General features: G+C 63.3%; 27 protein-coding genes. 21 read left to right on the top strand and 6 right to left on the bottom strand.

Features of this window, described 5'->3' with window-relative positions; all coding sequences use genetic code 11:
• Window positions 1–18: 18 nt before the first annotated feature.
• Window positions 19–531 (bottom strand): YcxB family protein, encoded by a 513-nt coding sequence (locus tag AC04PH_RS06405; RefSeq protein WP_483064910.1) that lies wholly within the window; start codon window positions 529–531, stop codon window positions 19–21.
• Between the two features lie 356 nt (window positions 532–887).
• Here AC04PH_RS06405 and AC04PH_RS06400 point away from each other — a divergent pair, with 356 nt between their 5' ends.
• The 3 genes from AC04PH_RS06400 to AC04PH_RS06390 are packed head-to-tail and all read left to right on the top strand — an operon-like array spanning window position 888 to window position 3,525.
• Entirely contained in the window at window positions 888–2,390 is a 1,503-nt protein-coding gene (locus AC04PH_RS06400; protein WP_483064909.1) for a TadE/TadG family type IV pilus assembly protein, read from the top strand.
• Entirely contained in the window at window positions 2,387–2,935 is a 549-nt protein-coding gene (locus AC04PH_RS06395) for a TadE/TadG family type IV pilus assembly protein (RefSeq protein WP_483064908.1), read from the top strand. Before AC04PH_RS06400 ends, AC04PH_RS06395 begins: the two co-directional genes overlap by 4 nt.
• On the top strand, window positions 2,932–3,525 hold the full coding sequence (locus tag AC04PH_RS06390) for a TadE/TadG family type IV pilus assembly protein (RefSeq protein ID WP_483064907.1): 594 nt from the start codon (window positions 2,932–2,934) through the stop codon (window positions 3,523–3,525). Before AC04PH_RS06395 ends, AC04PH_RS06390 begins: the two co-directional genes overlap by 4 nt.
• Window positions 3,526–3,609: 84 nt before the next feature.
• Here AC04PH_RS06390 and AC04PH_RS06385 read toward each other — a convergent pair whose 3' ends face one another.
• Both AC04PH_RS06385 and AC04PH_RS06380 read right to left on the bottom strand, forming a co-directional pair.
• Window positions 3,610–4,098, bottom strand: a complete 489-nt coding sequence (locus AC04PH_RS06385) for a hypothetical protein (protein WP_483064906.1) — start codon at window positions 4,096–4,098, stop codon at window positions 3,610–3,612.
• 64 nt (window positions 4,099–4,162) lie between these two features.
• Window positions 4,163–5,107 carry an NAD(P)-dependent oxidoreductase gene (locus AC04PH_RS06380; protein ID WP_483064905.1) on the bottom strand — a complete coding sequence of 315 codons (945 nt, stop codon included), beginning with the start codon at window positions 5,105–5,107 and terminating at the stop codon, window positions 4,163–4,165.
• 144 nt (window positions 5,108–5,251) lie between these two features.
• Between AC04PH_RS06380 and AC04PH_RS06375 the strand changes: the two genes are divergently transcribed.
• On the top strand, window positions 5,252–6,163 hold the full coding sequence (locus AC04PH_RS06375; RefSeq protein WP_483064904.1) for a pirin family protein: 912 nt from the start codon (window positions 5,252–5,254) through the stop codon (window positions 6,161–6,163).
• Window positions 6,164–6,255: 92 nt separating this feature from the next.
• On the opposite strand, the gene AC04PH_RS06370 is transcribed toward AC04PH_RS06375, so the two are convergent.
• Both AC04PH_RS06370 and AC04PH_RS06365 read right to left on the bottom strand, forming a co-directional pair.
• Window positions 6,256–6,489 carry a DUF2842 domain-containing protein gene (locus tag AC04PH_RS06370; protein ID WP_483064903.1) on the bottom strand — a complete coding sequence of 78 codons (234 nt, stop codon included), beginning with the start codon at window positions 6,487–6,489 and terminating at the stop codon, window positions 6,256–6,258.
• A 13-nt stretch (window positions 6,490–6,502) separates the two neighbouring features.
• A complete protein-coding gene (locus AC04PH_RS06365) occupies window positions 6,503–7,795 on the bottom strand; it encodes an adenylosuccinate synthase (protein ID WP_483064902.1) in 1,293 nt (430 codons plus the stop codon).
• Window positions 7,796–7,937: 142 nt separating this feature from the next.
• On the opposite strand from AC04PH_RS06365, the gene AC04PH_RS06360 reads away from it, so the two are divergent.
• From AC04PH_RS06360 to AC04PH_RS06350, 3 genes are all read left to right on the top strand, one after another.
• A complete protein-coding gene (locus tag AC04PH_RS06360) occupies window positions 7,938–8,333 on the top strand; it encodes a DUF6524 family protein (protein ID WP_483066160.1) in 396 nt (131 codons plus the stop codon).
• 79 nt (window positions 8,334–8,412) lie between these two features.
• Window positions 8,413–8,772 carry a preprotein translocase subunit SecG gene (secG, locus tag AC04PH_RS06355; RefSeq protein ID WP_483064901.1) on the top strand — a complete coding sequence of 120 codons (360 nt, stop codon included), beginning with the start codon at window positions 8,413–8,415 and terminating at the stop codon, window positions 8,770–8,772.
• A 168-nt stretch (window positions 8,773–8,940) separates the two neighbouring features.
• Window positions 8,941–10,584, top strand: a complete 1,644-nt coding sequence (locus AC04PH_RS06350) for a CTP synthase (RefSeq protein WP_483064900.1) — start codon at window positions 8,941–8,943, stop codon at window positions 10,582–10,584.
• Between the two features lie 59 nt (window positions 10,585–10,643).
• On the opposite strand, the gene AC04PH_RS06345 is transcribed toward AC04PH_RS06350, so the two are convergent.
• A complete protein-coding gene (locus tag AC04PH_RS06345; RefSeq protein WP_483064899.1) occupies window positions 10,644–11,387 on the bottom strand; it encodes a MipA/OmpV family protein in 744 nt (247 codons plus the stop codon).
• Between the two features lie 122 nt (window positions 11,388–11,509).
• On the opposite strand from AC04PH_RS06345, the gene rlmJ reads away from it, so the two are divergent.
• The 14 genes from rlmJ to AC04PH_RS06275 all read left to right on the top strand — a co-directional run bounded on the left by rlmJ (window position 11,510) and on the right by AC04PH_RS06275 (window position 24,161).
• Window positions 11,510–12,286, top strand: coding sequence for a 23S rRNA (adenine(2030)-N(6))-methyltransferase RlmJ (rlmJ, locus tag AC04PH_RS06340; RefSeq protein WP_483064898.1), 777 nt, complete (start codon window positions 11,510–11,512; stop codon window positions 12,284–12,286).
• A gap of 19 nt (window positions 12,287–12,305) precedes the next feature.
• A complete protein-coding gene (locus AC04PH_RS06335) occupies window positions 12,306–12,602 on the top strand; it encodes a DUF1330 domain-containing protein (RefSeq protein WP_483064897.1) in 297 nt (98 codons plus the stop codon).
• 51 nt (window positions 12,603–12,653) lie between these two features.
• A complete protein-coding gene (locus AC04PH_RS06330; RefSeq protein ID WP_483064896.1) occupies window positions 12,654–13,088 on the top strand; it encodes a tellurite resistance TerB family protein in 435 nt (144 codons plus the stop codon).
• Window positions 13,085–13,840, top strand: coding sequence for a PhnD/SsuA/transferrin family substrate-binding protein (locus AC04PH_RS06325; RefSeq protein ID WP_483064895.1), 756 nt, complete (start codon window positions 13,085–13,087; stop codon window positions 13,838–13,840). Before AC04PH_RS06330 ends, AC04PH_RS06325 begins: the two co-directional genes overlap by 4 nt.
• A gap of 83 nt (window positions 13,841–13,923) precedes the next feature.
• The gene (locus AC04PH_RS06320) at window positions 13,924–14,700 is read left to right on the top strand and encodes an ABC transporter ATP-binding protein (RefSeq protein WP_483064894.1); all 777 of its coding nucleotides are present in this window, start codon (window positions 13,924–13,926) and stop codon (window positions 14,698–14,700) included.
• A 155-nt stretch (window positions 14,701–14,855) separates the two neighbouring features.
• Complete coding sequence (locus AC04PH_RS06315; RefSeq protein ID WP_483064893.1) at window positions 14,856–15,446, top strand: hypothetical protein; 591 nt, start codon at window positions 14,856–14,858, stop codon at window positions 15,444–15,446.
• Window positions 15,447–15,580: 134 nt separating this feature from the next.
• Window positions 15,581–16,306, top strand: coding sequence for a transporter substrate-binding domain-containing protein (locus AC04PH_RS06310; RefSeq protein ID WP_483064892.1), 726 nt, complete (start codon window positions 15,581–15,583; stop codon window positions 16,304–16,306).
• A 74-nt stretch (window positions 16,307–16,380) separates the two neighbouring features.
• On the top strand, window positions 16,381–17,265 hold the full coding sequence (locus AC04PH_RS06305; RefSeq protein WP_483066159.1) for an ABC transporter permease: 885 nt from the start codon (window positions 16,381–16,383) through the stop codon (window positions 17,263–17,265).
• A gap of 205 nt (window positions 17,266–17,470) precedes the next feature.
• Window positions 17,471–18,277: an ABC transporter permease gene (locus AC04PH_RS06300; protein WP_483064891.1), complete on the top strand. Its 807-nt coding sequence runs from the start codon at window positions 17,471–17,473 to the stop codon at window positions 18,275–18,277.
• 76 nt (window positions 18,278–18,353) lie between these two features.
• A complete protein-coding gene (locus tag AC04PH_RS06295) occupies window positions 18,354–19,685 on the top strand; it encodes a glutamine synthetase family protein (protein WP_483064890.1) in 1,332 nt (443 codons plus the stop codon).
• 57 nt (window positions 19,686–19,742) lie between these two features.
• Complete coding sequence (locus AC04PH_RS06290; protein WP_483064889.1) at window positions 19,743–20,426, top strand: type 1 glutamine amidotransferase; 684 nt, start codon at window positions 19,743–19,745, stop codon at window positions 20,424–20,426.
• A complete protein-coding gene (locus AC04PH_RS06285) occupies window positions 20,423–21,775 on the top strand; it encodes a glutamine synthetase family protein (protein WP_483064888.1) in 1,353 nt (450 codons plus the stop codon). Before AC04PH_RS06290 ends, AC04PH_RS06285 begins: the two co-directional genes overlap by 4 nt.
• Before the next feature lies 1 nt (window position 21,776).
• Window positions 21,777–23,078 (top strand): NAD(P)/FAD-dependent oxidoreductase, encoded by a 1,302-nt coding sequence (locus tag AC04PH_RS06280; RefSeq protein WP_483064887.1) that lies wholly within the window; start codon window positions 21,777–21,779, stop codon window positions 23,076–23,078.
• Between the two features lie 81 nt (window positions 23,079–23,159).
• Window positions 23,160–24,161: a hypothetical protein gene (locus tag AC04PH_RS06275; protein ID WP_483064886.1), complete on the top strand. Its 1,002-nt coding sequence runs from the start codon at window positions 23,160–23,162 to the stop codon at window positions 24,159–24,161.
• The last annotated feature ends 8 nt before the right edge of the window (window positions 24,162–24,169 follow it).

The following is a 24,169-nucleotide window of genomic DNA, read 5'->3' as shown; positions in this document are numbered from 1 at the left end:
GCCCGGTGCCTTGCGTTGTCAAAGCAACCGCCCGCGCAGCATTTTCAGATGTCCCGCCACCAGCCCCTCGACCTGCAGGCGGGTCGCGGGATCGGGGAAAGCGGCGAGCGGTATGACGGAAAAGCTGCGCTGGTCGTGCAGCAGGAACAGGTAGTCCCGGGTAATGGCGTAGTGGCGGAAGTGCGACCACGGCACGTGATTGTCGCCTTCGGCAGAGGTGACGCCGACACCGTCGTCGGAAAAATGCGCGGTGATCGGCGCGGTGTATTTGACGGCCTGACGGTAGTAGCGCCGCCAGACCCTTTCGCGCGCCAGATCCATCGCGACGATGACCGCCGCGCCAGCCAGCCCGACCCACGGCCAGACACCCGGCACGCCCTGCCAGATCACGAAGAGGGACGCCGCAGCGACGAGGCCCGCAACGATCAGATTGCCGGTGCGCCCGATGGCGCGATGCGCCCAAAGCTGCCCGCAGGCCTGCATGAACGCGGCCTCGTCCAGCGTATATTGAACCGAAATCCGTGAGGTCATCAGCAGACCGAACCCGTTCTACCAGATCAATGCAAGCCTGAATTGCCCGGTGCGTGGCGCCCGTGCCGAAATGGTTAACGCTGCGGTGCGCGTGGCGTGGCATCGTTTCCCGCGAATCGACGTCCGGGCCTTGAAACGCAAGCCATGCCGCGAACTGCCCCTGGGTAAACGACCGTTTCGGCCCAGTGCACAATCGGGTGCAGGCGGGGCGAATTATGGCGCGATCGCCCCGTTATCGCACGTCGGTTGCGCGGTTTTCGCCCAAATTTGGCCATAGGCAAATGATCTACGTGCCGATGGAGCAATGCGTTCAAGGGCCGGTTTCGTGGCGCGCAGGGCAGAAATGGAAGTGAAAAATGGACAAGACACACAAGCTTTCCGGGACCACACGGCATCCGATACGCAGACTGATGCGCCGGTTCGGACGGGACGAGCATGGCAGCATGATCGTATTTTCGCTGTTTCTGCTTGTGATGATGCTGATCCTGGGCGGCATGGCCGTGGACTTCATGCGCTTTGAATCGCGCCGCTCGATGTTGCAGGGCGTGTCCGACCGCGCCGCACTGGCGGCGGCGAACCTGCGCAACTCGTCCGACGAGGCAGGATCCAAGGCGATTGCCGTGGACTATTTCGTCAAGGCCGGTCTCGACCAGTATCTGGTCGGAGAGCCGAGCGTGTCGGATCAGGACAACTACCGCAGCGTCGAATTGCAGGCGAAGATGGAGCTGAACACCTTCTTCCTGAAACTTGTCGGCATCGACGAGCTTGACGCCAACAGCCGGTCGCGCGCCATCGAAGGCGTGGGCAACGTGGAAATCTCGCTGGTGGTCGACATTTCGGGATCGATGAAAGAGCTGATCCACGACGAAGACGGCAACGAGCTGACGGACACGAAAATGGACGCGCTGCAGGAGGCCGCCAAGGCCTTTACCGCGGCCGTGCTCGATCCGCAGTACGCAGGCAAGATTTCCCTGTCGCTGGTGCCGTATTCGGCCCATGTCAACGCCGGTCCGACGCTGTTCAACCGCCTGCCCAACAAGGTGCACCTGCACGACTTTTCCTATTGCGTCGAGTTTCCCGATGCGCACTTCGGTTCGGCCGCTCTCGACACCACCCACACGTTCGAGCAGGCGCAGCACTTCCAGTATTATGATCGCGGCGACGGGGCCGACCCGATCAGCAACCCGGTCTGCCCCCGCTATTCGCAGGAGCACATCATCTTCGTGTCCGAGAATAAGGCCAACATCGACGCCCAGATCGATCTGCTGGAGCCGCGCAACAGTACATCCATCTTTTTCGGGCTGAAGTGGGGTGTTGCCCTGCTCGACCCCTCGACACGGACGCTCGTCGCCGGTGGCCAGGAAGGCGCGTTCACCGGACGCCCCGCGAATTACCCGAGCGCGACGAACCCGGATTCGCGGACCGAGAAGTTCATCGTGCTGATGACGGACGGCGACAACCAGTGGAGCCACCGGCTCGACCCCGATTTCTATGATACGCCAAACGAAATCCAGCACTGGGAGTATTACAATCTCGACAACTGGACGAGCAACTACGCCACCGACACAACCCGCAGCGACTGGGCGAGCGTGCGCTACACCGCTCCCAAGTACGAAAACCTCTATGGGATCACCGGCGACAGCGACGGCGACCTGCTGACGCGGAACCTGTGCACGGCGGCCAAGGACGCAGGCATCACGATCTTCGCCATCGCGTTCGAGGCGACGGAGGCCGGCGAGGACCTGATGTCGACCTGCGCGTCGTCGCCAAGCCATTATTTCAATGCAAGCGGATCAGAGCTGACGGCCATCTTCGAGGCCATCGCAAGCCAGATCACAGACCTGAGGTTGACACTATGACCAAGTTGCTGCGCCCCTTGCGGCGTGCCCTGCGCCGCTTTGCACGATCCGAAGACGGCAACGGCACGATCGAGTTCGTGATGATGCTGCCGCTGTGCATCATGATCGTCTTCTCGACCTACGAGACAGGCATCCTGTCGACCCGGCAGGTGATGCTGGAACGCGGGCTGGACGTGGTCGTGCGCCGTGTGCGGATCGGGGCGATTCCCGAACCCAAGCACGACGACCTGAAAGCCGCGATCTGCGAAGAGGCCCTCGTGATCCCGGACTGTTTGAACCAGGTCCGGCTGGAAATGGTGATCCGCGACCCGCGCGCCTGGCAGGACATGAAAGACCAGCCCGATTGCGTCGACCGGGTGCAGCAGGGTGAACCGCTGATCAACTTTACCACCGGCGGCAACAACCAGTTGATGATCCTGCGGGTCTGCGCGCTTTACGACCCGGTGATGCCGAACACGGTCATCGGATCGTCGATCCCGAAAGAAAGCGAAGGCGCCTATGCGCTCACCGCCACCTCGTCCTTTGTGATGGAGCCGTTCCAATGAAGCTGACGCAACAGATCGCCGCGGCCCTGCGCCGCCTGCGCCGCGACGAAGGCGGCAGTGTGACCGTCGAGATGATCTTCATGGTGCCATTGCTGTGCTGGTGCCTGCTGTCCACGATCTCTTATTTCCACGCCTATCGGTCGGAGCATGTGGCGACGAAGGCCGCGACGACTCTGGCGGATATGGTCAGCCGCGAGACGGAATATATCACGCCGTCCTATCTGAACGGGATGCGCGGGATGCTGAAATTCCTGACCATGTCGGACACCACGCCCGATTACCGCCTGACGGTGATCACCTGGGATGAGGACGAGAACAAATACAAGGTCCGCTGGTCGCGCGAGCGGGGCGACCGCCCGATCCTCAAGACACGCGATCTGCCCGGGATCAGTGATCAGCTACCGATCCTGCAGGATGGCCAGCGCGCGGTCATCGTCGAAACCTGGACCGACTATGTGCCGAAGTATGAGTACAACCTGGGTCTGCGCGAGTTCGAATTCGACAGTTTCATCGTCGTCACGCCGCGCTTTTCCACGCAGCTTTGCTTTGCGCCGACAGCCGACACGGACCCCGACGACGCCAAGTGCTAGACCGGAAAACCGGGTCAGACATGCAATGCCCCGTGGCCCGACCGGTCGCGGGGCATTGCCGTTCCGCCCTGGGGATGGCGGCGATCAGGTGTCGTCACGGGTGGCCAGCCTCAGCGCGATCTGTTCGGCCATGAATTTCGTCTGACCGGCGGCGGTCACGCCCCCCACACCCACGAAGCGCCCGAAACGCCACCACAGCCCCGGCGCCCAGCCGCGCTGCTGCTTGTTGTTCAGCACCAGCATGAACCCGTTCGACGGCTTGAAGGCGAAGGCCCCGCGATCAACCTTTCTGATGTCGTCCATACGGGCCAGTACAAGGCCGTCGCTGTCGCGGATGTCATCGGCGGTCAGGTGGATTTCCTTGCGTGTCGCGCGGCGCAGCCTGTCGCCGATGATCACGACGCCGACGCCAAGCACGAAGAGCAGCGGGGTCAGGACCACCTTGAACGGCGGCAAAAGTGCCACGTAGATCACAAGCGCGCCCAGCAGGAACAGGACGCCGCAGGCAAATCCCCGCCGCACCGATGATGCGGATACCGTGGCATAGATGCCGTCTTCGTCTGGATTGAACATGCGGCCTGCCCCTTTCGCGCACCGCTTTAAGGCGGTTCCGCGTCCGGTGCCAGCGGCAAAGCGGTCAGGATGGTGGGACAACCTCATATCCGGGTGCCTCGGGTTCGTCGTCGATCATCTCGGACGGAAAGCCGGGGGCGGTGATGTCGAGACCCGTCGCCTCTTCCAGACGGCGGATGATGTCATCGGATTGCGCGCGCGGGCCGTAGCGGGCGATGCCGTCGTCCATGATCGACACCATGAGCGGGCTGATTTCAAGCGGGACGTCATGGCGTTCGGCGATAGTCTGGAACAGGCCGATGTCCTTTTTCACAAGGTCCATGGTGAAGTTGATGTCGCGGCAGCCGTTCAGGATCATCTGGCTTTCGGTTTCGTGCACGAAACTTGTGCCTGAGCTGATCTTGATCGCCTCGTAGGTGGTGGCCAGATCGAGACCCGCCGCCTTCATCGTGACCAGCGCCTCACAGAGCGTCAGCAGATTGGCGGTGGCTAGATAGTTGGTCATCACCTTCAGCGTGCTGGCGGTGCCGATGGGACCGGTATGCAGCACGCGGCGGCCAAGCGTGGTCAGCAACGGCAGGACGCGGTCGAACGTCGCGCGGTCGCAGCCCGCGAAAATGCTGATGTTGCCGGTATCGGCGCGGTGACAGCCGCCGGAAACAGGACATTCCACCGCCGCGCCGCCGCTGGTTTCGACGAGTTTCGCCAGTTTGGCGACCTCGGCGGCGTCTGTCGTGGACATCTCCATCCAGATCTTGCCCGCGCGGACCTTCGGCAGCATCTGCAGCACCACGTCCTCGCAGGCGGCAGGACTGGGCAGACATGTGATCACCACATCGCAATCGCGCATCAGTTGCGCGGGATCGGTGCCGGAGGTCGCGCCGCGTGTGACGAAACCGCTGACCAGCGCCGGATCGAGGTCGTGGACACTAAGTTGATGCCCGTTGCGTAGCAGGCTGCCAGCCAGCTTGCCGCCGACGTTGCCAAGGCCGATGAAACCGATGTGCATGGATGACCCTCCGTTTTCGACAGGTTGGCCGGGATGTCGGGTGCGATCTGGTCCGTTTCCGACATAACCTGTGCAGGGACGCACAAGCCTGCTGCTTGTCGCGCGGTCAGGCGATCCTTATCTGGACTGCAAAGGAGACATATCATGTCCATCAGACCCACATTGGAAACACGGCAGGCCATTCCCACGATGGAAGGGGCCGGCGTGAAACTGCACCGTGCGTTCGGGTTCCAGTATCCGTCGGAACTGGACCCGTTCCTGCTGTTCGACGATTTCCGCAACGAGCGGCCCGAGGATTACGCCAAGGGTTTCCCATGGCACCCGCACCGCGGGATCGAAACGATCACCTATGTGCTCGACGGGACGGTGGCTCACGCGGACAGCTTGGGCAACACCGGCGATCTGAACGCGGGTGACGTGCAGTGGATGACTGCCGGGTCGGGCATCCTGCATCAGGAAATGCCGCGCGGAAACGCGCAGGGGCAGATGCACGGGTTCCAGCTTTGGGCGAATTTGCCGGGGTCGATGAAGATGACGGCACCGCGCTATCAGGACGTGGAGGCAAAGGATATTCCAACGGTCGTGGACGATGACGGCACGTCGGTGCGGGTGATCGTCGGTGACTTCTGGGGCAAGAAAGGCCCTGTGGACGGGATCGCGGCGGACCCGCAGTATCTGGATATTTCGGTGCCTGCGGGTGTGCGCAAAACGTTCAAGGTGGATACCTATCGCCGTGCCTTTGCCTATGTCTTTGCGGGTGCGGGCCGGTTCACGGATGCGGCGGCACCGGCAGGAATTCTGCTGGAAAAAGAGGTGCTTGGGGAAGAGGTCAACATTCGCGACATGTCGGGCGACCGGACGCTGGTGCGCTTTGGCACCGGTGACGAGGTGACGGTGCAGGCGGGCGAGGACGGTATCCGGTTCCTGTTGATTTCCGGTGCGCCGATCGAGGAACCCGTGGCCTGGCACGGCCCCATCGTGATGAACACGCAGGCCGAGTTGCGGCAGGCGATGATGGATCTCAACAACGGGACATTCATCAAGCCCGCGCATTGACGCCCGTGCGTTAACGACTACCCGAAAACGACAGTGCACGCCCCGTACACTGGGCGTGCACTGCACGTGCACCGGCAAAACGGTTAACGGGTTCAGCGCTGGTCCGGGTCGGCCTGGCCGATACCCTTGAAGATCGCTTTCAACGGGAAGGCCCAGAGCACACCGAGTGCGATGTAAATTCCCAGTTCGACCCAGATCGACGGCTTCGCTGTCGGATCGGGGTAGAGCCAGTTCAGAATCGTCACCGCCATGACGATGTAGAGCGGCAGGCCGAAGATCAGGACCACCAGCGCCCAGCGTTTGCGTGCCTTGTAACTGAGCGCCATGCGATGCCTTCCCCTAATCCGCGAACGGGTCGGTGACGAGGATGGTATCGTCGCGTTCCGGTGACGTGGACAGTAGCGCGACAGGGCAGTCGATCAACTCTTCCACCCGGCGCACGTATTTGATCGCCGCCGCCGGCAGATCGGCCCAGGATCGCGCCCCTTCGGTGCTTTCCGACCAGCCGGGCATTTCCTCGTAGATCGGTTTGCACCGCGCCTGCTGATCGGCGGCGGTCGGCAGGTAATCGAGCGTGGTGCCGTCCAGATCGTAGCCGGTGCAGATTTTCAGCGTCTCGAAACCGTCGAGCACGTCGAGTTTCGTCAGCGCGATGCCGGTGACGCCGGAGGTCACGCAGGTCTGCCGCACGAGGGCCGCATCGAACCAGCCGCAGCGCCGCTTGCGGCCGGTGGTCGTGCCGAATTCGTGGCCACGTTCGCCGAGACGCTGACCGTCTTCGTCGTGCAGTTCGGTCGGGAAGGGGCCTTCGCCGACGCGGGTGGTGTAGGCCTTCACGATGCCCAGCACGAATTCGATGGCCCCCGGCCCCATGCCGGTGCCCGCCGCCGCCTGCCCCGCGATCACGTTCGACGATGTGACGAAAGGATAGGTGCCGAAGTCGATGTCGAGCAACGCGCCCTGCGCGCCTTCGAACAGAATACGTTTGCCCGCCTTGCGCTTTTCGTTCAGCACCTTCCAGACGGGGGCCGCGTATGCCAGCACCTGCGGCGCGATTTCGCGCAGGTCGGCCAGCAGCGCGTCACGGTCGATGGGGTCAAGGCCCAGCCCGTTGCGCAGCGCATTGTGATGGATCAGCGCGCGGTCGACCCGCAGTTCCAGCGTGGCGTCATCGGCCAGGTCGGCGACGCGGATCACCCGGCGACCGACCTTGTCTTCGTAGCACGGGCCGATGCCGCGCCCGGTCGTGCCGATCTTGGCGACGGAATTCTGACCTTCGCGAGCGCGGTCCAGCTCGCCATGGAACGGCATGATCAGCGGCGTGTTTTCGGCGACCATCAGTGTCTCCGGCGTGATCGTGACCCCCTGCCCGCGCAGCGTTTCGATTTCGCGCATCAGGTGCCAGGGGTCGAGCACGACGCCGTTGCCGATGACGCTGAGCTTGCCACCGCGCACGACGCCGGAGGGCAGCGCGTGCAGTTTATAGACCTCTTCCCCGATCACCAGCGTGTGGCCCGCGTTGTGACCACCCTGGAACCGGGCGATGACATCGGCGCGTTCGGAGAGCCAGTCGACGATCTTGCCCTTGCCCTCGTCGCCCCATTGCGCGCCTACGACCACTACGTTTGCCATGACTGTGCGTCCTTGCTGGAATTGCCCGGGCCTCTATAGCGATGCGCGCATCGCGGCGAAACCGCAAAACACGCAAGCGGTGGGTGGACAGAGGCGTGCCGATCTTGGCATGGTCGCGCCGAAATCGAACCGGAGCGATACCATGGGCTTTCTGATCCGCTGGGCGTTTGCATTTGTCCTGCTGGCCGCGACCTATAACCCGACCGACTGGAATTTCGTGCGGTGGAGCATGGCGAATTACGAGACCCAACTGCCGCTGACGGTGCTGTTCGGGCTGGTGCTGGCGGTGGGCTACATCATCTATCTGCGCGCGACGCTGCGGTCCATCGGCATGTTCGGGATGCTGCTGGTGCTGGCGGTGGCGGGCACGATCCTGTGGGTGCTGTGGGATCAGGGGCTGATCGACCTGACCGACCCCACGTTCAACACCTGGCTGGCACTTGCCGTGCTGTCGGTGGTGCTGGCCATCGGGCTGTCGTGGTCGATCGTGCGGCGGCGCCTCTCGGGACAGGCCGATGTGGACGACGTGGACCAATGACAATCGCGCAACAGGGGTTGCGGCAGGACCGATCAGCTTTTAGATACCACCCGTTCGCCTATGCCCCGAAAGGCCACCTATGGAAAACGTCGTTCTCGTCATTCATCTGATCCTTGCCCTGAGCCTGATCGGCGCAGTGTTGATGCAGCGGTCGGAGGGCGGCGGCCTTGGGATCGGCGGCGGTGGCGGCGGTGCGGGTGCAAGCCGCCCGGCGCAGTCCGCCATGGGCAAGTTCACCTGGCTGCTGGCGATCGCCTTTATCGCGACGTCCATCGCGTTGACGCTGATCGCGGCGGAACAGTCGGCCGGTGCGTCGGTGCTGGACCGGCTGGGCGATCTGCCCGCGGCGGAAGACAGCGACGACACGGTGCCGGACCTTGGCAGCGATCTGCTGCCGCCGTCGGGCGACGATGCGCCGCTTGTGCCATCGGGCAACTAAGGCCCTTTGATACCACAAGGTTTTGCCCGCGTGTTGGCGCAGGCAACATCATCTTGCGCTTGCGGGTTGCGCGGGATGGCCGAATCCGGCTATTCTTGAACCCCGTGATGGTGCGAATTTTCGGGTTCGGATTTCCACAATTCTTTGGACACGCGCGGGGGCAGCCTGATGGCACGATTTATCTTCATTACCGGTGGTGTGGTGTCATCCCTTGGCAAGGGGCTGGCCTCTGCGGCACTGGGCGCTTTGCTGCAGGCGCGCGGATTTTCGGTGCGGCTGCGCAAGCTCGACCCCTATCTGAACGTCGATCCCGGCACGATGTCGCCGTTCGAGCACGGCGAGGTTTTCGTGACCGACGATGGGGCGGAGACCGATCTCGACCTTGGCCATTACGAACGCTTCACTGGCGTGCCCGCCCGCAAGACCGATTCCGTGTCGTCGGGCCGGATCTATTCCAACGTGCTGGAGAAGGAGCGCCGGGGCGACTACCTGGGCAAGACTATCCAGGTGGTGCCGCATGTGACCAACGAGATCAAGGATTTCATCCGCATCGGCGAGGACGAGGTCGATTTCATGCTGTGCGAGATCGGCGGCACCGTCGGCGACATCGAAGGGCTGCCGTTCTTCGAGGCGATCCGCCAGTTTTCACACGACAAGCCGCGCGGGCAGTGCATTTTCATGCATCTGACCTTGCTGCCTTATCTCAAGGCATCGGGCGAGTTGAAGACGAAGCCCACGCAGCATTCGGTCAAGGAATTGCAATCCATCGGCCTGTCGCCGGACGTGCTGGTCTGCCGGTCCGAACAGCCGATCCCGGAGCGGGAGTTGGAAAAAATCGCGCTGTTCTGCAACGTGCGCAAGAACTGCGTGGTGCCGGCCTATGACCTGAAGTCGATCTACGAGGCGCCGCTGGCCTATCACGCGCAGGGTTTGGATCAGGCGGTGCTGGATGCCTTCGAAATCTCGCCCGCACCGATGCCCAAGCTCGATATGTGGCACGACGTCTATGACCGTATCCACAACCCCGAAGGCGAGGTGAAGATCGCCATCGTGGGGAAATATGTGCAGTTGGAGGACGCGTATAAATCCATCGCCGAGGCGCTGACGCATGGCGGCATGGCGAACCGGGTGAAGGTGAAGATCGAATGGGTCGATGCCGAGGTCTTCGATCAGGGCGACGCGGCTCCGCATCTGCAGGGGTTCCACGCGATCCTCGTACCCGGCGGGTTCGGCGAGCGCGGCACCGAGGGCAAGATCAAGGCGGCGCAATTCGCCCGTGAACGCAAGGTGCCTTATCTGGGGATTTGCCTCGGCATGCAGATGGCGGTGATCGAGGCGGCGCGCAACGTGGCGGGGCTGAAATCGGCGGGGTCCGAGGAGTTCGACCACGAGGCCGGGAAAAAGCGGTTCGAGCCGGTGGTCTATCACCTCAAGGAGTGGGTGCAGGGCAACCATTCGGTCACACGCAAGGCCGACGACGACAAGGGCGGCACGATGCGGCTGGGCGCCTATTCGGCCACGTTGAGCGAAGGATCGAACGTGGCGGCGGTATACGGTGCCACACAGATCGAGGAGCGACACCGGCACCGCTATGAGGTCGATATCAAGTACCGCGAAAAGCTGGAGGAACAGGGCCTGTGCTTTTCCGGCATGTCGCCGGACGGCAAATTGCCCGAAATCGTGGAGTGGAAAGACCACCCCTGGTTCATCGGAGTGCAGTTTCACCCGGAATTGAAGTCGAAACCCTTTGCGCCGCATCCCCTGTTCGACGGGTTCGTGCGCGCGGCGGTGGAGAATTCACGGCTCGTCTGACGCGCGCGAATTTTCGCGAAAATTCGTGACAGGCAAATTTTCGCGAAAATTTGGGCTGCCTAGAAGTCGAAGGAGACGTTGCGCGTGAGCACGATCCCGACGGACAGCTGATCGTCGGACACCGTGATCGGGCTGGCGGCGGCATCCTCACGCAGCAGGTCGTAACGCACCGTCCCCACGACGCCCCAGTCATCGTTGAATTGATAGGTCGCCGACGCCTCCAGCCCGCTGCTGATCACGCCGCCGCCGGCGTCGAACGCCGTGAAGTTGCTGTTGAGCGCCTCGGCCGCGGACACACCGAAATAGGTCTGGGCATAGTCGTCGGAGCCCAGCAGAACGCGGGGGCCTGCGGCCAGCGTCAATTCGCGCGTCGGCCGGTAGTAGGCGTCCGCCCCGATTTCCGCGACAAAGGATTCATGCCCCATGACGCCATAACGCACGTCGCCGTAGATATAATAATCCTCGGCCGCGTAGTGCAGACCGCCGCCCAGTTCGACGGTCGCGTCGATATCGGCGAGACCCGCCAGTTCGGGGTAGTCGTCAGCCGTGCGCGGCCCGATGTAGCGGAAGCCGCCGTGATAGCCGAAACCGAGGGTGTCGCCACCCTCCCCGATCGAAAGACCGCCAAAGCGCAGGCGTTCCAGTGAAAAGCTGCCCGTAGGACCCAGAACCATTTCGTCGGAGCCGAAGTAGCCCGGCGCGGACAGCGCCCCGGCGCCCACGGTAAATTCGACACCATTGGACTGCGCAACCGTCAGTTGCGGCGACAGGCACAGAGCCAGAGCGAGGCAGATGCGGTTCATGACGTTCGATCCACGTGAGTCGTTCCCTTCACAGATAACCCAACCCGCTGTAAAAGCAATGCCTTGGCCCAATGGCACGGACAGGTTACCGATATTGTGATCATCAAAGGGGCAAATGGTTTATGCTGTCTTATCAACACGCCTATCACGCCGGAAATATGGCGGATGTGCACAAACACGGTGCCTTGTGTTGGGCGCTGGATTACATGACGCAAAAGCCCAAGCCGCTGACCTATCTGGAGACGCACGCGGGTCGCGCGCTTTACGATCTGGAGGGGGCGGAGGCGGCAAAAACCGGCGAGGCCGCGCAGGGCATTGCGCTCGCCGAAAACTGGTTCGCCCCCGATCACCCCTACCCTGCCGCACTGGCCGCGGTGCGCGCGGCACATGGTCCCGCGGCCTATCCCGGGTCCCCCCTGCTGGCGGCGCAGGTTTTGCGCAGCGCCGATCCGATCGTTCTGGCGGAACTGCACCCGCAGGAACACGCGGCACTGACGCAGGCTATGGCGGGGCACGGTGCGATCTGCGATCATCGCGACGGCTGGGAAATGGCGCTGTCGCGCTGCCCGCCTGATCCGCGGCGCGGGTTTCTGCTGATCGACCCGTCGTTCGAGGTGAAATCGGATTATCAGACCATCCCCGACGTGATCGCCAAGCTGCACCGCAAATGGCCGGTGGGCGTCATCATGCTGTGGTACCCCGTTCTGACGGATGCCCCGCATCTACCGATGTCACGGGCGCTGGAGCGCGCCATTCCGAACGGGCTGCGCCACGAGGTCCGGTTCCCGCCCGCGCGTCCCGGTCACCGGATGGTGGGGTCGGGATTGTTCTGCGTGAACGCGCCTTATGGTCTGGCCGACGAACTGGCGCGCCTCGCATGGAAATTCGCCTCATTTTGACCCATAGAAAGGAAATGTCATGCCAAAAGGATACTGGATCGGCCATGTCACCGTCGACGATGTAGAGGCCTATGGCGCCTATCGCGCGGCCAATGCCGCCGTCTTCGCGGCTTATGGTGCCGAATTCCTCGTGCGCGGCGGTGCGCGCGAGGATGTCGAAGGCACGGCGCGACCGCGCACCGTGGTCATCGCATTCCCCAGCTTTCAGGCGGCGAAAGACTGCTATCATTCGCCGGAGTATCAGGCCGCCAAGGCGCTGCGCGATCCGGTCTCGACCGGCGATCTGGTGATCGTGGAAGGTTACGACGGCGCGTAAGCCGCGCGTCGGGGGTTTCCGGGGCGGGCCGTCCGCCCTATATCCCAACCCATGTTTGGTGATTTCCTCCGGCGTCTGACCGCCCCCGACCCAGAGCCCCTGCCCGAAACCGATGCCCGGCTGGCGCTGGGTGCGCTGCTGGTGCGGCTGGCGCGCGCTGATGGCGACTATGCCACGGCCGAGCGCGAAACCATCGCGCAGGTGCTGGCGCGGCGTTATGGCCTGACCGACCCCGAAGCCCTGCTGCGCGAGTGTGAGGCGTTCGAGGCCGAGGCACCGGACACCGTGCGCTTTACCCGCGCGATCAAGGATGCGGTGGATTACGACAATCGCCTGTCGGTGATCGCGGCGATGTGGGAAGTCGTGCTGGCCGACGGCACCCGCGAAGCGGAGGAGGACAGCCTGATGCGGCTCGTCGCTTCGCTTCTGGGGGTCACCGATCAGGACAGCCACGCGGCGCGGATGAAAGTCGCCCGGGACGGATGATCGCCAGTTTTCCGATGTATGACCGGCCGGCGACGCACGCCGGCTACGATGCACTGTGGGCGCTGATCCGGGACGGGTTGCGCGCGCGGGGCGTGGCCGCGCCGGAGCACCTGACCCGTGACATGCCGCATATGGAGACGTGGGCGCGGGACGATCTGGTGCTGGGTCAGATTTGCAATCTGCCGCTGCGGGCGCGGTTTGCCGAAAAGGTGACGGTGATCGGGGCTGCGGACTACGGGCTGGAGGGGTGTCCGCCGGGATTTTACCGGTCGCATGTGATCGTGCGGGCGGCGGATGGGCCAAAGACCGTTGAGGAGGCTTTCGCCCGGCGGTTTGCGGTCAACGATGTGCTGTCGCAATCTGGCTTCGGCGCGGCGCATGCCTGGGCCGCGACCTGGGGGCACGATCTGGTGCCTGCGCTTGAAACCGGCGCGCATGCCGCGAGCCTCGCCGCCGTGGCCGAGGGCCGCGCGGATTGCGCCACCATCGACGCGCAGACCTGGCGGCATCTGCTGGTGGACGATCCATTGGCGGCGAAAGTGCGCGTCATCGGCCATACGCCGCCGTCACCGGGCATGAGTTTCATCACCGCCGGACAGACCGACCTCGCCCCCTACTTTGCAGCGATCGCCGATGCGATTGCCGCCCTGCCTGCAGAGCATCGCACCGCAACCGGGCTGCGCGGAATTATCGCGCTGGATGCCGCGGCCTATGACCTGCCGATCCCGGCGCTATCGCAGCAAGCGGGCTGACCACGCGTCATTTTGCGCGAATCCGTTGCGCCCGCTGCGAAAATAGGCGTTACTGCGGGCTGACAAGAAGGAACTGTACCCCCGTGACCACAGCCGCCCCGGTGATCGAAATCCGCGATCTTCACAAGTCCTACGGGGCGCTGGAGGTGCTCAAGGGCGTGAACATCGCGGCCCCGGCGGGGCATGTGGTATCGCTGATCGGGTCGTCGGGGTCGGGGAAATCCACGCTTTTGCGCTGCGCGAACCTGCTGGAGGACAGCCAGCAGGGTGACGTACTGTTCTGCGGCGAGCCGGTGTCGTGGAAAGGAAGCGGGCATCACCGCCGTCCGGGCGACCGCGCGCAGCTGATCCGTATTCGCACGAACCTGTCGATGGTGTTCCAGCAGTTCAACCTTTGGGCGCATATGACGATCCTGCAGAACGTGATGGAAGCGCCTTTGACGGTGCTGAAACGCGACCCGGCCGAGGTCGAGGCGGCAGGGCGCAAGTATCTCGACAAGGTCGGGATCGGCGACAAATGCGACGTCTATCCGGCGCAGCTTTCGGGCGGACAGCAGCAGCGCGCCGCCATCGCGCGCGCGCTGTGCATGGAGCCCAAGGCGCTGCTGTTCGACGAGCCGACATCCGCGCTCGACCCGGAGCTGGAGCAGGAAGTCGTGAAGGTGATCAAGGACCTGGCCGCCGAGGGGCGCACCATGCTGATCGTCACCCACGACATGCGGCTGGCCGCCGACGTAAGTGACCACGTCGTGTTCCTGCACAAGGGCCGCATCGAAGAAGAAGGCGCGCCGGACACCCTGTTTGGCAGCCCCAAGACGGAACGCCTGCAAGGCTTTCTGTCGGCGACCGCGCCGGCCTAAACCTGACCCGCTGTCAGTTTCTCCTTGCCTCTACGTCAATTGCTGGAGATAAAAATCAGACTTTAGGGACAAGGAATATCATGGTCAGAACCGGATTTTTTGCAGGCGTCTGTACCGCGCTCATGGGATGTGGCGGCTCTGGCGGGGGTGATGTGATGACAGGGCCACCTGCCGGGTGCGGTGGCAGTGGCAGCTTTGCCAATCTGAAATGCGCCAAGGAAGATGCCTTTGACAACACCCCGTTCCTGAACCTGATGAACGGACCGGACCTGGCGACCAGCGCAGAGGTGCTGGCCGGTGGCAATGCTGTTTATCGCGGCGTGATCGCGCTTGATCGTGGTCAGTCGGTCATCCCCGCCACCACTGCAGAACAGTTGATCGCCAATGCAGACTGGATGGGCGAGATCCGCTTTGCTGTCGATTTCACCGGGCGCAGCACTGGTGAGGCGATCCCGCTGACAGGGCAAGCCAGCCAATTTGTCGACAGCGATGATGCGGCTGTGACCGGCAATCTCACACTGTCGAACGGGTTTGTGACTGTCAGCGCCGACCCCATCGGCACAGCCATGAACGCGCAGGTTGACGGCACACTACAGCCTGCTGTGGGCGGCGCGCTGGTGGTGAATGCAGGCACGCTCTACGGCTTCGGCGTGAATGACGGCACGGCGCTGGCGGGTCGGATCGGCAGCAATCTGTCGGCCACTGGTGATAGCCAATTCGATTCGTCCTTTTACGCAGAACGCTAGCGCTGACCCCGCGTCAACCTAGCGGGGTGCGTAGTTGCAAGCGCAATTCCCCTTGCGTTTCAACGCATTTCGCATAACCCTCTGCCGGTCAATCGCGCCCTGCTTTGTGCGCGACTACCAACGGGAGAAAACTGATGAAAAACCTGATCCTTTCCACGGCCGCACTGGCCCTGACCGCCGGTATGGCGATGGCCGACGGGCATTCCGTCGTGCGCATGGGCACCGAGGGTGCGTATCCTCCGTACAACTTCCTCAACGACGCCGGTGAAGTCGACGGCTTCGAGCGCGAGCTGGGCGACGAGCTGTGCGCCCGCGCCGAACTGACCTGCGAGTGGGTCACGAACGAGTGGGACAGCATCATCCCCAACCTCGTTTCCGGCAACTACGACGTGATCATGGCGGGCATGTCGATCACCGACGAGCGTGACGAGGTCATCGACTTTTCCGACCCTTACACGCAGCCCGACCCTTCGGCGTTTTTGGCCCTATCGGCGGAAGCCGATCTTGAGGGCGGCGTGATCGCGGCGCAGTCCGGCACGATCCAGGCCAGCCATGTCGCCTCGATGGGAGCGACGCTGCTGGAATTCGCGACACCTGACGAAACCGTCGCAGCCGTCAAGAACGGCGAGGCCGATGCGGTTCTGGCCGACAAGGCGTTCCTCGAGCCGATCGCAGAAGCCGACGCCGAAGTCATGATCGTGGGCGAGGATGTGCTGCTTGGCGGCGGGATCGGCCTTGGCCTACGCGAGAGCGATGCCGAACTGCGCGAGAAATTCACCGCGGCGATCCAGTCGATGAAGGCCGACGGGTCGCTGAACGACCTGATCACCAAGTGGCTGCCGGGTTCGGCCACATTCTAGGCTGACACGGTGCGCCCCGGTCCCAACAGACCGGGGCGCATTTCCTTTGTATATTTCGCCAGAGGCCCAAGCCGATTTTCAGCTATTGTGCAGATCCCGCATCCCTTGAAGGGCTAAGATGGCTTTCGTGCTACCTGACCACGGGCAAGCACATGAACCTCTATTATTCGCTGGGTACCGTCCTGCTGCTGCTGGCGATCACGGCACCCACGGCGCTGGCCTTCGGGTTCGGTGGGGCGGCTGCCGCGCGCAGTGGCTTTGCCCCGCTGCGCTGGTTCGGCAAGACCTATATCGCCATCGTGCGCGGCGTGCCGGACATCGCGTTTTTCCTGTTCTTCGTGATCGCGCTGGATCAGGCGTTCGAATACGTCCGCCACCGGATCAAATGCCCCGACTGGTCCGAGCCCGTGCGGCAGGGCAATGACTTTGTCGTCTGTTCCGCCGCGAAACTGCCGCTGGGCAATGCGCCACAGTGGATCCACGAGACCTATGGTTTCTTTCTTGCGGTTCTGACCTTCGCCATCGTCTTCGGCGCATTTGCCGCCAACGTGCTGTTCGGCGCAATGCGGGCCGTGCCGCGCGGTCAGATCGAGACCGGAGAAGCCTATGGCATGTCGCAGCGCCAGACGTTCTGGCGCATCCTCGTGCCGCAGATGTGGGTCTATGCCCTGCCCGGCCTGTCGAACCTGTGGATGGTGCTGATCAAGGCCACGCCCTTGCTGTTCCTGCTGGGAGTGGAGGACATCGTCTACTGGTCGCGCGAATTGGGCGGATCGAAGACACCACAGTTCACCGACTATCCGCACCCGGACTGGCGGATGTGGTATTTCTTTGGATTGCTGGTGTTTTACCTGTGTTTCACGCGGGTGTCGGAGGTCGTGCTGGACCGGATCATGGCGCGGCTGACACGCGGTCAGGCGACGGCAGCTGGTGAAGCACAGCGAAAGGCGGCGGCGTGATGGAACATTCAGGATATATGTGCCGCCTGTATCAGACCGGGGACTTGCCCGGCAGAGCCGGGCCACGCCCGACCTCCCCCCGGAGGGCGTGTTTGCAACGGCGCGGCACTAAAACCCGCCCGCAATCCGCAAGGTCAGATCCCTCCTGCCACGGTTCGACGCCCTCTAGGTCGGGCGTGGCCCATTGCAGTCTGGCGTTTACAACATGAGTTGTATCGAAACCATCATGGACTACGGGTTGCGGTCCATCGGGATTGGTGAGCGGCTTTTGCCCCGCTCCGATTTCACGCTGTGCCAGCAGTTCACGCTGATCGGATCGGGCATGATCTGGAACATCTATTTCGGCCTGCTGGCGCTGGTGATCGGCTTCGTGCTGGCCGTGACGGTGGCGATGGGCAAGGCCTCCGGCAATCGCTGGCTGCGCAAGCCTGCGGAGTGGTTCATCTTCGTGCTGCGCGGCTCGCCGCTCTTCATCCAGTTCTTTTTTGCCTACTTCCTGTTCCTGTCGCTCAAGGGAGTCTACCCGGTGTTCAGTCCGCTGACCTCGGCCACGTTCGGCGCATTGATCGTGCTGATCCTGAACACCGCCGCCTATTCCGGCGAAATCTTCTATGGTGCGCTGCAGTCGATCCCCAAGGGTGACACGGAAGCCGCCGACGCCTATGGCCTGTCGGGCTGGGCGCGGTTCAAACGGGTGATCTGGCCCACGATGCTGCGGCTGGGCTGGCCCGCCTATACCAACGAGGCGATCTTTCTGTTCCACGCCACCACACTGGTCTATTTCGCGGGGTTCCCGGCGTTCCAGCAGAAGGGCGACGCGCTCTATTACGCCAGCTACTTTGCCGACAAGACCTTCAACCCCTTCATCCCCTACCCCATTCTGGCGGGATATTTCATTCTGCTGACACTGGTGGTGATCGCGGTTTTCGGGGTGATCAACGCGCGGCTGAACCGGCACTTGCCGCAGGACAGGCGGCCACGGCTGCGCTTTCGCCCGCAGCTGATCCGCTAGTTCGTGATGGATTGCTTTTGGCCCCGCTTGGGCGCATAGGACATCGCAAGAAACCCCATTTGCAGGCGCCTGTCCGATGAGCTGGCTCGATGATCGTCCCGAAATCCGAAACGTGCGCTGCGGTGCCGCCGATCTGAACGGTCAGGCGCGCGGCAAACGGGTGCCACGCCGTTTTGCGGAGAAGCTGGAAACCGGCGGCACCCGGTTTCCGCTATCGGTGCTGAGCCTCGATATCTGGGGCGAGGATATCGACGACAGCCCGATGGTGTTCGAGACCGGCGATGCCGACGGCGTGCTGATGCCGACCGAGCGGGGCTATGTCCCGATGCCGTGGCTCGATCACCCGTCGGCGCTGCTGCCGGTCTGGATGTTCTACGAGGACGGGACCGCCTACCCCGGCGATCCGCGTCAGGCACTGGCGCGGGTCGTGGAACGGTTTGCCGCAAAGGGGCTGACACCTGTGGTCGCTACCGAGATGGAGTTCTACCTCGTCGACGATTCCGGGCGCGAGATCAGGCAGCCGCGCAGTCCGCGCTCCGGCAAGCGGCGGCCCGGCGCGGAGATCCTGTCGCTGCGGGCGCTGGATGCCTTCGACGATTTCTTCAACGATCTTTACGATGCCTGCGACGCGATGGACATTCCGGCGGAGGCCGCGATTTCCGAAGGCGGGCTGGGGCAGTTCGAGGTGAACCTGGAGCATGTGGCAGATGCACTGAAAGCGGCGGACGATGCGTGGTTCTTCAAGATGCTGGTGCGCGGGCTGGCGCGCAAGCACGGGATGGCGGCGAGCTTCATGGCCAAGCCCTATCCCGAACATGCCGGTAACGGGCTGCACACGCATTTTTCCGTGCTCGACGCGGATGGTCGCAACATCATGGACAACGGCACGTTCGAAGGGTCGGACATGCTGCGCCATGCGATCGCGGGGTGCCTGAAAGGGATATCGGAGCTGGCGCTGGTGTTTGCCCCGCACGGCAATTCATTCGACCGGATGGTGCCGGACAGCCATGCGCCCACCGCGATCTGCTGGGCCTACGACAACCGCACCGCGTCTGTCCGGGTGCCGGGCGGCAGCTTTGCCGCGCGCCGGGTGGAACACCGTGTGGCCGGTGGCGACGTGAACCCCTATCTGTTCCTTGCCGCGGTGCTGGGGTCCGCCCTGATCGGGATCGAGGACGCGCTGATCCCGCCGAAACCAATTTCGGGCAATGCCTATGATCAGGAGATCAAGCAGATCCCCGACACATGGGCCGGGGCGATCGACGCCTTCGAGGCCAGCGCGATGGCGAAACGCATCTTCGATCCACTGCTGATCCAGAACTTCGTGCTGACCAAGCGGCAGGAACTGCACTACTTTGAACAGCTGACACCGGACGAGCAGCTGGACCTCTATCTCGACACCGTCTGACTTGCCCCGCGTCGCGGGCAGGCTTACGCTTTGGCGCACATCCCATCAGGTGACAAAATGAAAATCGGAATTCTGCAATGTGGCCATGCGCCGGACGAGCTGCGCCCGGACCTGGGCGACTTCTCTGATCTGTTCGAAAAACTGCTGGCCGGTCAGGGGTTCGAATTTGCGGTCTATAATGTCGTGGACATGCATTTCCCCGGCGACGTGCGCGATTGCGACGGCTGGCTGATCACGGGGTCAAAGCACGGGGCCTATGAAGATCACCCGTTCATCCCCCCGCTGGAAGCCCTGATACGCGACATCTTTGCCGCCGATGTGCCGATGGTCGGCATCTGTTTCGGTCACCAGATCATCGCGCAGGCGCTGGGGGGCAAGGTCGAGAAATTCGAACGCGGCTGGTCGGTCGGGCGGCGCGAGTACGACTGGATGGGTGAACGGCTGTCACTGAACGCTTGGCATCAGGACCAGGTGACGGTCCGGCCCGACGGTGCGACCGTCTGCGCACACAACGATTTCTGCGAAAACGCGGCGCTGGTCTATGGCAAGCGGGCGTTTACGATCCAGCCGCACCCCGAGTTCGAGAACGATTTCACCGCCGGTCTTGCCGCCTATCGCGGGCCGGGCGTGGTGCCCGACGACCTGCTGGAGACGGTGCGGGGCAACCTGTCGAAACCCATCGACAACAAGCGCATCGCCGAGCAGATCGGGCAGTTCTTCAAGGCGCGGGAGGTCGCATGACCTGGACCGACAGCATACCCGAAGCGGCGCTGACCTATCTGGAAAACAATCGTCTGGACGAGATCGAATGCGTGATCGCCGATCTGCCGGGCATCGCGCGCGGCAAGGCCGTGCCTGCCGCGAAATGGGAAAAGCAGGCGCATTTTCATCTGCCCAATTCCATCTTTTTCCAGACCATCACCGGCGACTGGGGCGAGGCCGCGGGCCCGGGTGGGTTTACCGAGCCGGACATGATCCTGCGACCGGACCTGTCGACCGCGACAGCCGCACCCTGGGCCGCAGATGGGACGTTGCAGGTGATCCACGATGCCTACAACCAGAAGGGCGAACCCGTCGGCTATGCGCCGCGCAACGTGCTCAAGCGGGTGGTGGCGCTTTACGAGGCGCAGGGCTGGACGCCCGTCGTCGCCCCGGAAATGGAGTTCTATCTGGTCGGGCGCAACACCGATCCCGCAAAGCCGATCGAGCCGATGATGGGCCGCACAGGACGCCCCGCCGCCGGGCGGCAGGCCTATTCGATGACAGCGGTGGACGATTACGGCCCGGTAATCGACGACATCTATGAGTTCGCCGAAATCCAGGGGTTCGAGATCGACGGCATCACGCAGGAAGGCGGCGCGGGGCAGCTCGAAATCAACCTGCGCCACGGCGACCCGGTGAAGCTGGCCGACGAGGTCTTCTATTTCAAACGCCTGATCCGCGAGGCGGCGCTGCGGCACGATTGTTTCGCCACCTTCATGGCCAAGCCGATCGCGGGCGAACCGGGCAGTGCGATGCACGTGCACCATTCGGTGATCGACGCCAAGGGCCGCAATATCTTTACCGGCAAGGGTGGCGGCGAGACGGATGCGTTTTTCCACTTTATCGGTGGGCTGCAGGAGCACATGCCCAGCGTCATCGGGGTGATCGCGCCCTACGTGAACAGCTTTCGCCGCTACGTGAAGGACTTTGCCGCACCGATCAATCTTGAGTGGGGTCGTGACAACCGTACCACCGGCATCCGTATTCCGATATCATCGCCCGATGCGCGCCGGATCGAAAACCGGCTGGCAGGCATGGATTGCAACCCGTATCTGTGCATCGCTGCTTCGCTGGCCTGCGGGTATCTGGGGCTGATGAACGAAATCCGGCCCGACAAACGCTACACCGGAGAGGCCTATGACGCGGAGCCCGACATTCCGCAAAGCCCCTACGAGGCGATGGAGCTTTTCGACAACGCCAAGGCCATGCATGCGGTGCTGGGCGAGGATTTCGCCCGCGTCTTTTCCATCGTCAAGCGCACTGAGTACAGTGAATTCCTGCAGGTGATCAGCCCGTGGGAGCGCGAGCACCTGTTGCTGAACGTCTGAGATGAACCCGCTTTTCCGCAACGACAGCCCCGGCCAGTATCCCGACAGCTGGTATGTCGCGTCGACCGACCTGCCGGATGAACGCGCGGCACTCCGCGGCAGCGTCACCGCCGACGTCTGCATTGTCGGCGCGGGTTATACCGGGCTGACGGCGGCGCTGCATCTGGCCCGCAAGGGGTTGTCGGTCGTCGTGCTGGAGGCGCATCGCGCGGGGTTCGGCGCATCGGGGCGCAACGGCGGGCAGGTCGGATCGGGCTACAATGCGTCGATGCGCAAGATTGCCCGGCAGATCGGCACCGACAATGCGCGCGCGGTCTGGGACATGGCAGAGGAGGCCAAGCAGGACATCCGCGATTTCAGCGATACGACGCCGGACATCCGCTTTACGCCCGGTGTGGCGCACGGGGCCTATTCCGCAGCAGAGGTCCGGGCGGAACACGACGAGGCGGCCTATCTGCGCGATACCCATGGCTACGATCAGGTCGACCGTCTTGACCGGGATGAGATGCGTGCGCTGGTCAAGACAGACAGCTATCATGGCGGTATTCTGGACCGCGGTGCCGGGCACATCCACCCACTGCGCTATGCCGTGGCGCTGGCACAGCAGGCAGAGGCGGCGGGTGCCGTCATTCACGAACGCAGCGCGGTTCATCACATCAGTGAGGGCGACCCCGCCACCGTGCAGACCGATCACGGGCGTGTGCTGGCCCGCCATGTCATACTGGCCGGCAACGGGTACCTGCCCAACATCAATGCCAGGGTCACGCAGCGGGTCATGCCGATCAATAGCTTCATCTGTGCCACGGCACCCCTGGGGGACCGGGCGGCAGAGGTTCTGGCGCGCGACATTGCCGTCGCCGACAGCAAATTCGTCGTCAACTATTACCGCATGTCCGAGGATAATCGGTTCCTGTTCGGCGGGCGCGAAAGCTATTCCATCGGCTATCCCCGCGACATTTCCACCGCGCTGATCCAGCGGATGACGGCGCTGTTTCCGCAACTGGAGGGCGTCGGGATCGATTACGTCTGGGGCGGCACGCTGGGGATCACCATGTCGCGGTTGCCTGCGGTGCAGCGTGTCGCACCGAACATGCTGTCGGCGGCCGGCTTTTCGGGGCACGGGGTCGCCCTGTCGGGCTTTGCCGGCAAGGTCATGGCAGAGGCGATTGCCGGTCAGGCGGGCCGGTTCGATACCCTGTCGCTGCTGCCCACACCTGCGTTTCCGGGTGGCGGGGCGTTCCGCGCTCCGCTGCTGACGCTGGCGATGACATGGTACGCGATGCGCGACCGGCTGGGGATCTGACGCGCCCTTCCCCCGCGACGTGGGGATGGACCGATAACGCTGCATCCTGCATTCTGGCGCAACACATGCTAGGAGACGCCGATGACATCCGCAAAGTTAACTTTCGCAACACTGGCCGCCGGCCTGACCCCGATACTGGCAGAGGCGCAGGCCCGCGGGTATTCCTGCAACGGCGGTGATCTGAACGTCCAGTACAGCGACGCAGTGACGACGACGGAATGGGCGCTGGTGGTCGGGCTCGACCCCGCGGCGCGGCCCGATTTCGGGCACTACGTGTTCCAGAAACCAGACGGAAGTTATGTCTGGGCGCGGACGTCGGAGATGCGGAAGATGTGTCGCGAAAAGCAGGCCTGCTTTGGTGGCAGCGCATCGGCTGTGGGCCTCGTCGCGGCCCCGCTTGTGCGGGTCGGCCCGGACGGCAATCTGGAACCCTGCACCGATGACGAACCGGCGCGCGAGTTGACGGTGACGAATTGCCTGCCAGACGGCACGCTGACGACAGAGACAGTGATGAGTGACGATCTTGGATCGCTGAACGCGCTGGGACTGGGCACGCCGCCGTCGCCCGCGCATAACATCTTTCGCGACAAGGACGGTGTCAGCTACTGGAGCGTGCTGGACGCAGGCGAGTCCGCGGTGATGTGTGTTCCGGAAGAGCCGGAGGAGGCGACCGGTGGTGCATTGCTGAACGACGGGTTGTGGGAGGTGACGTTTCGCGACAGCACCGCCGACGACTGCCCGCCGCAGGCCGTGGCGCAGGGAGAACAGCTTGGCCGCAGCCTGATGCGCAACCCGCGGGTGTCATGGGGCGATCCACCGCACCCAAGCGACATGCTGCCGGATGCGGCGCAGGGCAATCCCTGGCAGGGGTCCCACGGAACGTGGCAGGTCCGCGCGGTGGAGCAGGACAACGGGCCGATCAAGGTGACGGTCGATTATGGTTTCGCTGTCATCGACCCCGACCACATCCAGATCGACGGGCACCTGCAATTCCTGATGGATACGGCGATGGCGCGGATCGCGGGGTTTGGCGGCAACTGCCAGTATCACGTGACATTCGACGCACGGCGCACCGGTGAATAGGCAACCAT

The sequence above is a fragment of the Yoonia sp. KMU-150 genome (genome assembly GCF_056858355.1).
This window is presented reverse-complemented; position numbering and strand designations above follow the sequence as displayed.

Coding starts and splice junctions, on each gene's coding strand:
- AC04PH_RS06405 (WP_483064910.1), bottom strand. CDS start 531: ATGACCTCACGGATTTCGGTTCAATATACGCTGGACGAGGCCGCGTTC.
- AC04PH_RS06400 (WP_483064909.1), top strand. CDS start 888: ATGGACAAGACACACAAGCTTTCCGGGACCACACGGCATCCGATACGC.
- AC04PH_RS06395 (WP_483064908.1), top strand. CDS start 2,387: ATGACCAAGTTGCTGCGCCCCTTGCGGCGTGCCCTGCGCCGCTTTGCA.
- AC04PH_RS06390 (WP_483064907.1), top strand. CDS start 2,932: ATGAAGCTGACGCAACAGATCGCCGCGGCCCTGCGCCGCCTGCGCCGC.
- AC04PH_RS06385 (WP_483064906.1), bottom strand. CDS start 4,098: ATGTTCAATCCAGACGAAGACGGCATCTATGCCACGGTATCCGCATCA.
- AC04PH_RS06380 (WP_483064905.1), bottom strand. CDS start 5,107: ATGCACATCGGTTTCATCGGCCTTGGCAACGTCGGCGGCAAGCTGGCT.
- AC04PH_RS06375 (WP_483064904.1), top strand. CDS start 5,252: ATGTCCATCAGACCCACATTGGAAACACGGCAGGCCATTCCCACGATG.
- AC04PH_RS06370 (WP_483064903.1), bottom strand. CDS start 6,489: ATGGCGCTCAGTTACAAGGCACGCAAACGCTGGGCGCTGGTGGTCCTG.
- AC04PH_RS06365 (WP_483064902.1), bottom strand. CDS start 7,795: ATGGCAAACGTAGTGGTCGTAGGCGCGCAATGGGGCGACGAGGGCAAG.
- AC04PH_RS06360 (WP_483066160.1), top strand. CDS start 7,938: ATGGGCTTTCTGATCCGCTGGGCGTTTGCATTTGTCCTGCTGGCCGCG.
- secG (WP_483064901.1), top strand. CDS start 8,413: ATGGAAAACGTCGTTCTCGTCATTCATCTGATCCTTGCCCTGAGCCTG.
- AC04PH_RS06350 (WP_483064900.1), top strand. CDS start 8,941: ATGGCACGATTTATCTTCATTACCGGTGGTGTGGTGTCATCCCTTGGC.
- AC04PH_RS06345 (WP_483064899.1), bottom strand. CDS start 11,387: ATGAACCGCATCTGCCTCGCTCTGGCTCTGTGCCTGTCGCCGCAACTG.
- rlmJ (WP_483064898.1), top strand. CDS start 11,510: ATGCTGTCTTATCAACACGCCTATCACGCCGGAAATATGGCGGATGTG.
- AC04PH_RS06335 (WP_483064897.1), top strand. CDS start 12,306: ATGCCAAAAGGATACTGGATCGGCCATGTCACCGTCGACGATGTAGAG.
- AC04PH_RS06330 (WP_483064896.1), top strand. CDS start 12,654: ATGTTTGGTGATTTCCTCCGGCGTCTGACCGCCCCCGACCCAGAGCCC.
- AC04PH_RS06325 (WP_483064895.1), top strand. CDS start 13,085: ATGATCGCCAGTTTTCCGATGTATGACCGGCCGGCGACGCACGCCGGC.
- AC04PH_RS06315 (WP_483064893.1), top strand. CDS start 14,856: ATGACAGGGCCACCTGCCGGGTGCGGTGGCAGTGGCAGCTTTGCCAAT.
- AC04PH_RS06310 (WP_483064892.1), top strand. CDS start 15,581: ATGAAAAACCTGATCCTTTCCACGGCCGCACTGGCCCTGACCGCCGGT.
- AC04PH_RS06300 (WP_483064891.1), top strand. CDS start 17,471: ATGAGTTGTATCGAAACCATCATGGACTACGGGTTGCGGTCCATCGGG.
- AC04PH_RS06295 (WP_483064890.1), top strand. CDS start 18,354: ATGAGCTGGCTCGATGATCGTCCCGAAATCCGAAACGTGCGCTGCGGT.
- AC04PH_RS06290 (WP_483064889.1), top strand. CDS start 19,743: ATGAAAATCGGAATTCTGCAATGTGGCCATGCGCCGGACGAGCTGCGC.
- AC04PH_RS06285 (WP_483064888.1), top strand. CDS start 20,423: ATGACCTGGACCGACAGCATACCCGAAGCGGCGCTGACCTATCTGGAA.
- AC04PH_RS06280 (WP_483064887.1), top strand. CDS start 21,777: ATGAACCCGCTTTTCCGCAACGACAGCCCCGGCCAGTATCCCGACAGC.
- AC04PH_RS06275 (WP_483064886.1), top strand. CDS start 23,160: ATGACATCCGCAAAGTTAACTTTCGCAACACTGGCCGCCGGCCTGACC.